This window comes from Cognatilysobacter lacus, from assembly GCF_008274655.1.
GTDB lineage: Bacteria > Pseudomonadota > Gammaproteobacteria > Xanthomonadales > Xanthomonadaceae > Cognatilysobacter > Cognatilysobacter lacus.
Window position 1 is genome coordinate 1 of sequence record NZ_VTRV01000138.1, and the last position, 7058, is coordinate 7058.

A 7058-nucleotide genomic window follows, 5' to 3' on the forward strand; every position below is an offset into this window, starting at 1 on the left:
TGTATTTCGCCGCCGCGGCATCGGCCGGCGCGGACGGCGCGTGTTCGTGGGAAGCGGCCGGCAGCGCACCCAGCGCGAGCAGCAGGCAGGACAGGGGCAGCAGTCGGAGACGGGCCATGGGTGGGTGCTCGGGCAGGGTCGGAACGAGGCTAGGCGCGTGCCGCCGCCGGCGACATGACCCAGGTCAACCGCAACGCAGCGTGCGCAGGCCGCGACGCCGCGCATCGCGGCGACGCCTAGCATGCGGTTTCCCCCCCCGGCCGGAACCCGCCATGCTCGATCTCTACTACTGGGCCACGCCCAACGGCTACAAGGTTCGCCTGTTCCTCGAGGAGGCGGGGCTGCCGCACCGTATCGTCCCCGTCGACATCCGCGCCGGCGAGCAGTTCCGCCCCGAGTTCCTTGCCATCGCACCGAACAACCGCATCCCCGCGATCGTCGACCATGCACCCGCCGATGGCGGCGCGCCGCTGTCGTTGTTCGAATCCGGCGCGATCCTGCTGTACCTCGCAGAGAAGACCGGCCGGTTCATTCCGCAGTCCCTGCGCGGCCGCGCCGAGGTACTGCAGTGGCTGTTCTGGCAGATGGGCGGCCTGGGCCCCATGGCCGGGCAGAACGGCCACTTCAACGTGTACGCGCCGGAGAAAGTGCCCTACGCGATCGACCGCTACACGCGCGAGACCGCGCGCCTCTACGGCGTGCTCGACCGGCGCCTGGCCGACCGCGAGTTCGTCGCGGGCGACGACTACACGATCGCCGACATGGCGATCTATCCGTGGATCGTTCCGCACGAAGCGCACAAGCAGGACCTCGCCGCGACCCCGAACCTCGAGCGCTGGTTCGCACGCGTCGGCGAACGCGCCGCCACCCGCATCGTGTACGCCGATGCCTCCGCGTCGTACGCGAAGCCGATGACCGACGCGGAGCGCAAGGTGCTGTTCGGCGCGCCAGCGAGCTAGGCGAAGTCGCGACGCGTGCGCGGGACGCAGCCACTGTGCTTGGCGGACGCAAGGAACCCATGGAAACAGTTCCCCTGTGCGCTGGCTTCCCCTCAACGCGAGAGCCCACCTGACCGTGGGACCCGAAGGGCGGCCGACTGGATGTCGGCCGTCGCCCGCGCGGCAGGAAGCCGATCGCCCCGGTGCAGCCGGTCGCCGGCTGCAGACCTCATCGGGGAAGGCATTTCTTTTGGTTAACTTTTCTTTGTGCCGGCAAAGAAGAATGACTCGGGCGCGCCAGCGCGCGAAACGCTTCTGCACCCCGAACCGATTGCACCACGCAATACGAAACACCATTGCGTCTATGCGCCGAAGACCCGCTCAACCCGCTACAGCGACCACCCGCTCTCGAACACCCGCCGACCCCCGACAACCGGATCCTCGAAGGCCAACCGCGCTGCCAGCAACTTCAACGGCCCGTCCGAAGACGCGTCACCGTACAGCCGATCATTGAAGATCGGCGCGCCAAGCGCCGCCATGTGCACGCGCAACTGATGCTTGCGCCCGCTCACCGGCTCCAGCGCGTACCGCCACGCACCGTCTTCGCGCGCGACGACATCGATGCGGCTGCAGCTGTTGGCCGCACCCTCGACCTCGCGCATGACGTGGAACGGCGTCCCCCGTTCAATGCGGCTTTCGCGCACGAGCGGAAACGCGAGCGCCGGCAACGGCGGCGCGATCGCCTCGTAACGCTTGTGGATGCGCCGCTGGCGGAACAGCGCGAGATACGCGTCGCGCGTCTGCGCGCGAAGCGAAAAAATCACCAGCCCCGCCGTATCGCGGTCGATGCGATGCAACGGCACGATGTCGCCGTTGCCGAGTCGCCTGATCATTCGCGCGAGCAGCGTGTCGCTCGCAAACCGGCCCGCGGGCATCACCGCAAGACCGTGCGGCTTGTCGACCACCGCGATCTCGTCGTCGACGTGCAGCAGCGTCTCGACGGCTGGGCATACCGCCTCGTCGGTCACTTCCCGGTAGTAGTACACATTACCGCCCACAGTGAGCGGCGCATCGGCGGCCAACGTGCGGCTGCCTGCGTCCAGCACGCGCGAGCGCGCAAAACGCGAACGCCATGTGTCGCGATCGATCGCGGGAAAGCGCGTGCACAGCGCGTCGAGCAGCGTGTCGCCGTCGCCCGGCCGCAGCTGCACGCGGCTCGCACCGACGCCGTCGATGGGCGGCGGCGCGGTCGGCTTCATTCAGCGCTGCGGCGGAGCCGCGAGCTCGCGTGCGTCGAGCGTGCCATCGTGATTGCGATCCTGCTTGGCGAACATCACCGCCAGCGCGGCGCGATGTTCGGCGAGCGAGATCGGCTTGCCACGTCCACCCGGCAGTTCGGCCGGCGACACGATGCCGTCGTGGTCGACGTCCATGCGCTCGAAGGCATAGCCCATCCACGCCTGGAATTCGGACAGCGAGACGCGGCGGTCACCGTTGCTGTCCATTCGCGCGAGGTAGTCACCGCTCGACCGCACCGGCCCGCCGGCGCGCGCCCCGAACGACGAGGCCGCGCAGATGAGCGCGGCCCCCAGGTAAACCGCGCCGGTGCGCATCTCAGTGCGCCGACGCGAGCGCATAGCCTTTCAGCCGCGCCGAGAACTGCTGCAACGACGCGATGCCGCTGGCCTCCGCTTCCTGGCACCACGCGTGCAGCCGCGCGAGCGTGGCCTTGGCGTCGTGCGAGCGGTCATCGAGCACCTGCGCGAGGCGGGCGCGATAGTCGGCGACGGTGGCGAGCTTCGGACGTTCGGCGAGGAAGTCCTGCAGGCGCGCCTTCTTGTCGTCGTCGAGCCAGCGGCCACCATCGGCCAGTCCCTTGCGCAGCTTGCGCGGCAGCAGGTCGCGTGCACGCGCGCCTACGGCTGCAGCTTCCTCGCGCAGGGCCGGCAGGGTGACGCCGCGGTAGTAATCGGTCATCGCCTGGAAACGGATCGCCAGCAGCGCCTTCAGCGTTTCGCCGTCGGGCATCGCGATGTTCGGGCGGACGTCCAGCGACGGCGCGACGCGCAGCACCTTTGCCAGGCCAACGGCTTGAAACAGCTTGATCGAGGCCCAGCCGATGTCGAACTCCCACTTGCGCAGTGCGAACTTCGCGCTCGAGGGAAACGCGTGGTGGTTGTTGTGCAGCTCTTCGCCGCCGATCCAGAACGCCCACGGCACCAGGTTCGTCGCGGTGTCGGTCGTCTCGAAGTTGCGGTAGCCCCACCAGTGGCCGAGGCCGTTCACGACGCCGGCCGCCCAGAACGGGATCCACGCCATCTGGATCGCCCACACGGCGATGCCCTTGAAGCCGAACAGCGCGAACGACAGGAACAGCAGGATGGTCGGGCCCCACGTCGCGAACGGCGTGTACAGGTGGCGCTCGATCCAGTCGTCGGGGCAGCCCTTGCCGTACTTCTCGATGTCGTCGCGCTGCAGGCGCGCGTCGCGATAGAGCTCGACGCCGCGCCAGAACACGACCTTGATGCCCTTGATCTGCGGGCTGTGCGGGTCGTCCTCGGTCTCGCACTTGGCGTGGTGCTTGCGGTGGATCGCCGCCCACTCCTTGGTGATCATCGAGGTGGTGAGCCAGCACCAGAAGCGGAAGAAGTGCGCGAGCACCGGATGGAAGTCCACGGCGCGATGCGCCTGCGAACGGTGCAGGTAAAGAGTGACGGTGAAGATGGTGATCTGCGTGGCGACCAGCAAATAGAGCAGCATCGATCCCCAGCCGAACTGCAGCAGACCGCCGGCCAGGAAATCCAGAAACGAAGCAGACATCGAACACTCCAGGGGGAAGCGGCCGCAAGGCCGGGTCGCGCCAGCGACCGATCCATGATGCCACCGGCATATGCACCTGAGCCCACTGGAAACTGAGCAGGGGCCCTGCGGTTCACGCATGCGACGCGTTGCGGCGGTGGCCGGTCGCGGCTTGCGTGATGCGGCTGGCGTCGCCACTTTGCAAGGCGATGCCCGCTGGACGCCGCGATGCCCGAGCTGCCCGAAGTCGAAACCACCCGTCGCGGGCTCGCGCCGCATGTCGAAGGCCGCCGGGTGGTGGGCGTCACCCTGCGTCGGCCCGACCTGCGCTGGCCGATTCCGCCCGATGTCCAGACCCTGTTGCCCGGCCAGCGCGTCGATGCGGTGCGGCGGCGCGCGAAGTACCTGTTGCTCGACACCCTCGCGGGCAGCGTCGTGCTGCACCTGGGCATGTCGGGTTCGCTGCGCGTGTTGCCGGGCGACACCCCGGTGCGCGCGCACGACCACGTCGACCTGAGCCTCGATTCGGGCCGCGTGCTTCGCTTCAATGACCCGCGGCGCTTCGGCTGCGTGCTGTGGCAGCCGCCCGGCACGACCCACGAGCTGCTGGGCGGGCTCGGCCCCGAGCCGCTGTCGGACGTCTTCGAGGGCGACTACCTGTTCCTGCGATCCCGCGGCCGCACCGCCCCGGTGAAGACCTTCCTGATGGACCAGGCGGTGGTGGTCGGCGTCGGCAACATCTACGCGGCCGAGGCGCTGTTCATGGCCGGCATCTCACCGCGGCGCGAGGCAGGCAAGGTGTCGCGTGCGCGTTACGTGCGCCTCGCCGACGCCGTGAAAGCGATCCTCGCCCATGCGATCGAGCGCGGCGGCACCACCCTGCGCGACTTCATCAGCCCCGACGGCGCGCCCGGCTACTTCGAGCAGGAGCTCCTGGTCTACGGCCGCGGCGGCGAACCCTGCCGCACCTGCGGTCGCACGCTGCGCCTGTCCACCATCGGGCAACGTGCAAGCGTGTGGTGTCCGGCCTGCCAACGCTGACCGCCAGTCCAACGGGACGCGCCGGCCATGCCTTCCGGCCCACGGCCGGCCCCGCACCCGGGCGTATAGTCCGCCGGAAGGACAGGACGCCCATGACCGACAGCGCCGACATCACCCAGTTGCTGGACGCGGCGCGAGATGGCAGTCGCGAGGCGCTCGATCGCGTGCTCGGCACCCTCTACGAGGAACTCCACGCGATGGCCCGCCGGCAGCTGGCCGGGCAGCAGGAGCAGACGCTCGACGCCACCGCGCTGGTCCACGAGGCCTACCTCAAGCTGATCGGCAACCACGGTGCGCAGTTCGGCGACCGCGCGCATTTCTTCGCCTATGCCTCCACCGCCATGCGCAGCGTCGTAGTCGACCACGTGCGCCAGCGGTTGGCGCAGAAGCGCGGCGGCGACATGGAGCGCGTCACCTCGATCCCCGAAGATGGCGAAGGCGCGATCCGCCTGGACGAAGAACTGCTCGCCCTCGACGGCGCGCTGGACCGGCTCGCGGCGGTCGACGCGCGGTTGGCACAGGTGGTGGAGCTGCGCTATTTCGGCGGCATGTCCGAACTCGAGATCGCCGCGCTGCAGGACCGGTCCGAACGCTCGATCCGTCGTGACTGGCAGAAGGCCCGGCTGTTCCTGCTCGCGAGCCTGGAAGGCGGCGAGCAGGCCGCCTGAGCCTGTGGTCCCGCACGGCCGCTGACCCATGGATCCCGCACGCTGGCTGCGCCTGTCGCCGCACCTGGACGAGCTGCTCGAACTCGAGCCGGCCGCTCGCGGCGCGCGCTTGGGTGAGATCGCCAGCAACGACGCGGACCTCGCCGCCGACCTGACGCGCATGCTCGCGCTCGAAAGCGGGCGTGACGACTTCCTCGCCGAGCCGATCGTCATGCCCAAGGCGCTGCTGCGCGAAGGCAGCGAGATCGGGCCCTATCGCCTCGAGCAACTGCTCGGCGAGGGCGGCATGGGGCAGGTCTGGCGGGCATCCCGCGCCGACGGTCTGTACCAGCGCCGCGTCGCGCTCAAGCTGCTGCGCCCCGGCCTCACCGACCAGAACCTGCGCCTGCGCTTCGCCCGCGAGCGGCAGATCCTCGCGCGGCTTGCACACCCGCACATCGCCGGGCTGCTGGACGCGGGCGTCAGCCCCGAAGGCGTGCCGTACCTCGCGCTCGAATACGTCGAAGGCGAGCCGATCACGCGTTACTGGAAGCGGCTCGACGTGCCGCTCGACGCGCGCCTGCGCATGTTCCGGCAGGTGTGCGCCGCAGTGAGCCATGCGCACGCGAACCTCGTCGTGCACTGCGACCTCAAGCCGTCGAACATCCTGGTCACGCGCGACGGGCAGGTGCGCCTGCTCGATTTCGGCATCGCCAAGCTGCTCGAAGCCGGCGCGCCAAGGGTCGACCACACCCGCACCGGCGCACGCGCCTTCACCCTGCACTACGCCGCGCCCGAGCAGATCCGCGGCGCACCGGTCACCACCATGACCGACGTCTACTCGCTCGGCGTGGTGCTCTACGAGTTGCTGACCAGCAACAAGCCGTACCGGCTCAAGCGCCAGACCGATGCGGAGTGGGAAGAGGCGATCCTGACCGTCGATCCGGTGCGGCCCTCGCAGATGCTCATGCGCCAGGGCGAACTCGAGGGCGAACGCTTCGAGCGCCAGCAGTTGCGACGTCGCGCACGCCGCCTCGTCGGCGACCTCGACAACATCGTGATGCGCACGCTGTGCAAGAAGCCGGAGGAGCGTTATCCATCGGTCGAGGCGCTCAGCGAGGATCTCGCGCGCCATCTCGACGGCCGGCCCGTGCAGGCGCGTTCCCAGGGCATGTTCTACGTCGCGCGCAAGTTCCTGCGTCGCCATCGGTGGGCGATCACCGGCAGCACCGCGGCGGTGGTGTTCATCGCGATCGCGGTGGGCGTGACGTGGCGGCAGAGCCAGCAGGCGGTCGACGAGGCGCACCGCACGCAGGCGATGCGTGACTTCATCGCAAGCGTGTTCGAGAAGGCGGCGGAAACGCACGACGCCCGCGCAGTCGACCTGCGCAGCCTGCTCGACGCCGCGGTCGAGCGCGGCGATCGCGAGCTGGCGCGCGAACCGGCGGCGCAGGCCGAACTGTTCGGCCTGGTCGCGCGACTGCGCATGGGCCTTGGGGATTACGGCCAGGCCCTGACGCTGCTGGAACGCCAGAAGCAGCTGATCGAACACAACACCGACGTGCCCGAGAGCCTGCGCATCGAGGCGGGCGCGCTGCGCGGCGACGTGCTGCGCCGCACCGGTGACGCGCGC

7 protein-coding genes are annotated in these 7058 nt (G+C 69.4%); 4 read left to right on the top strand and 3 right to left on the bottom strand.

What is annotated here, in order from left to right; translation table 11 throughout:
- Positions 1-272 precede the first annotated feature (272 nt).
- The gene (locus FW784_RS11215; protein WP_149353429.1) at positions 273-959 is read left to right on the top strand and encodes a glutathione S-transferase N-terminal domain-containing protein; all 687 of its coding nucleotides are present in this window, start codon (positions 273-275) and stop codon (positions 957-959) included.
- A 368-nt stretch (positions 960-1327) separates the two neighbouring features.
- On the opposite strand, the gene FW784_RS11220 is transcribed toward FW784_RS11215, so the two are convergent.
- Genes FW784_RS11220 through FW784_RS11230 form a run of 3 tightly spaced genes read right to left on the bottom strand, consistent with a single transcriptional unit; the run spans position 1328 to position 3758 of the window.
- Positions 1328-2197, bottom strand: coding sequence for a pseudouridine synthase (locus FW784_RS11220; protein ID WP_149353430.1), 870 nt, complete (start codon positions 2195-2197; stop codon positions 1328-1330).
- Entirely contained in the window at positions 2198-2551 is a 354-nt protein-coding gene (locus FW784_RS11225; protein ID WP_235893664.1) for an EF-hand domain-containing protein, read from the bottom strand.
- A 1-nt stretch (position 2552) separates the two neighbouring features.
- The gene (locus FW784_RS11230; protein WP_149353432.1) at positions 2553-3758 is read right to left on the bottom strand and encodes a DesA family fatty acid desaturase; all 1206 of its coding nucleotides are present in this window, start codon (positions 3756-3758) and stop codon (positions 2553-2555) included.
- A gap of 207 nt (positions 3759-3965) precedes the next feature.
- Between FW784_RS11230 and mutM the strand changes: the two genes are divergently transcribed.
- The 3 genes from mutM to FW784_RS11245 all read left to right on the top strand — a co-directional run.
- A complete protein-coding gene (gene mutM / locus FW784_RS11235; protein WP_149353433.1) occupies positions 3966-4778 on the top strand; it encodes a bifunctional DNA-formamidopyrimidine glycosylase/DNA-(apurinic or apyrimidinic site) lyase in 813 nt (270 codons plus the stop codon).
- A gap of 92 nt (positions 4779-4870) precedes the next feature.
- Positions 4871-5446: an ECF-type sigma factor gene (locus FW784_RS11240; RefSeq protein WP_149353434.1), complete on the top strand. Its 576-nt coding sequence runs from the start codon at positions 4871-4873 to the stop codon at positions 5444-5446.
- 28 nt (positions 5447-5474) lie between these two features.
- A partial coding sequence (locus FW784_RS11245) for a serine/threonine-protein kinase (RefSeq protein ID WP_149353435.1) occupies positions 5475-7058 on the top strand: 1584 nt, incomplete at its 3' end.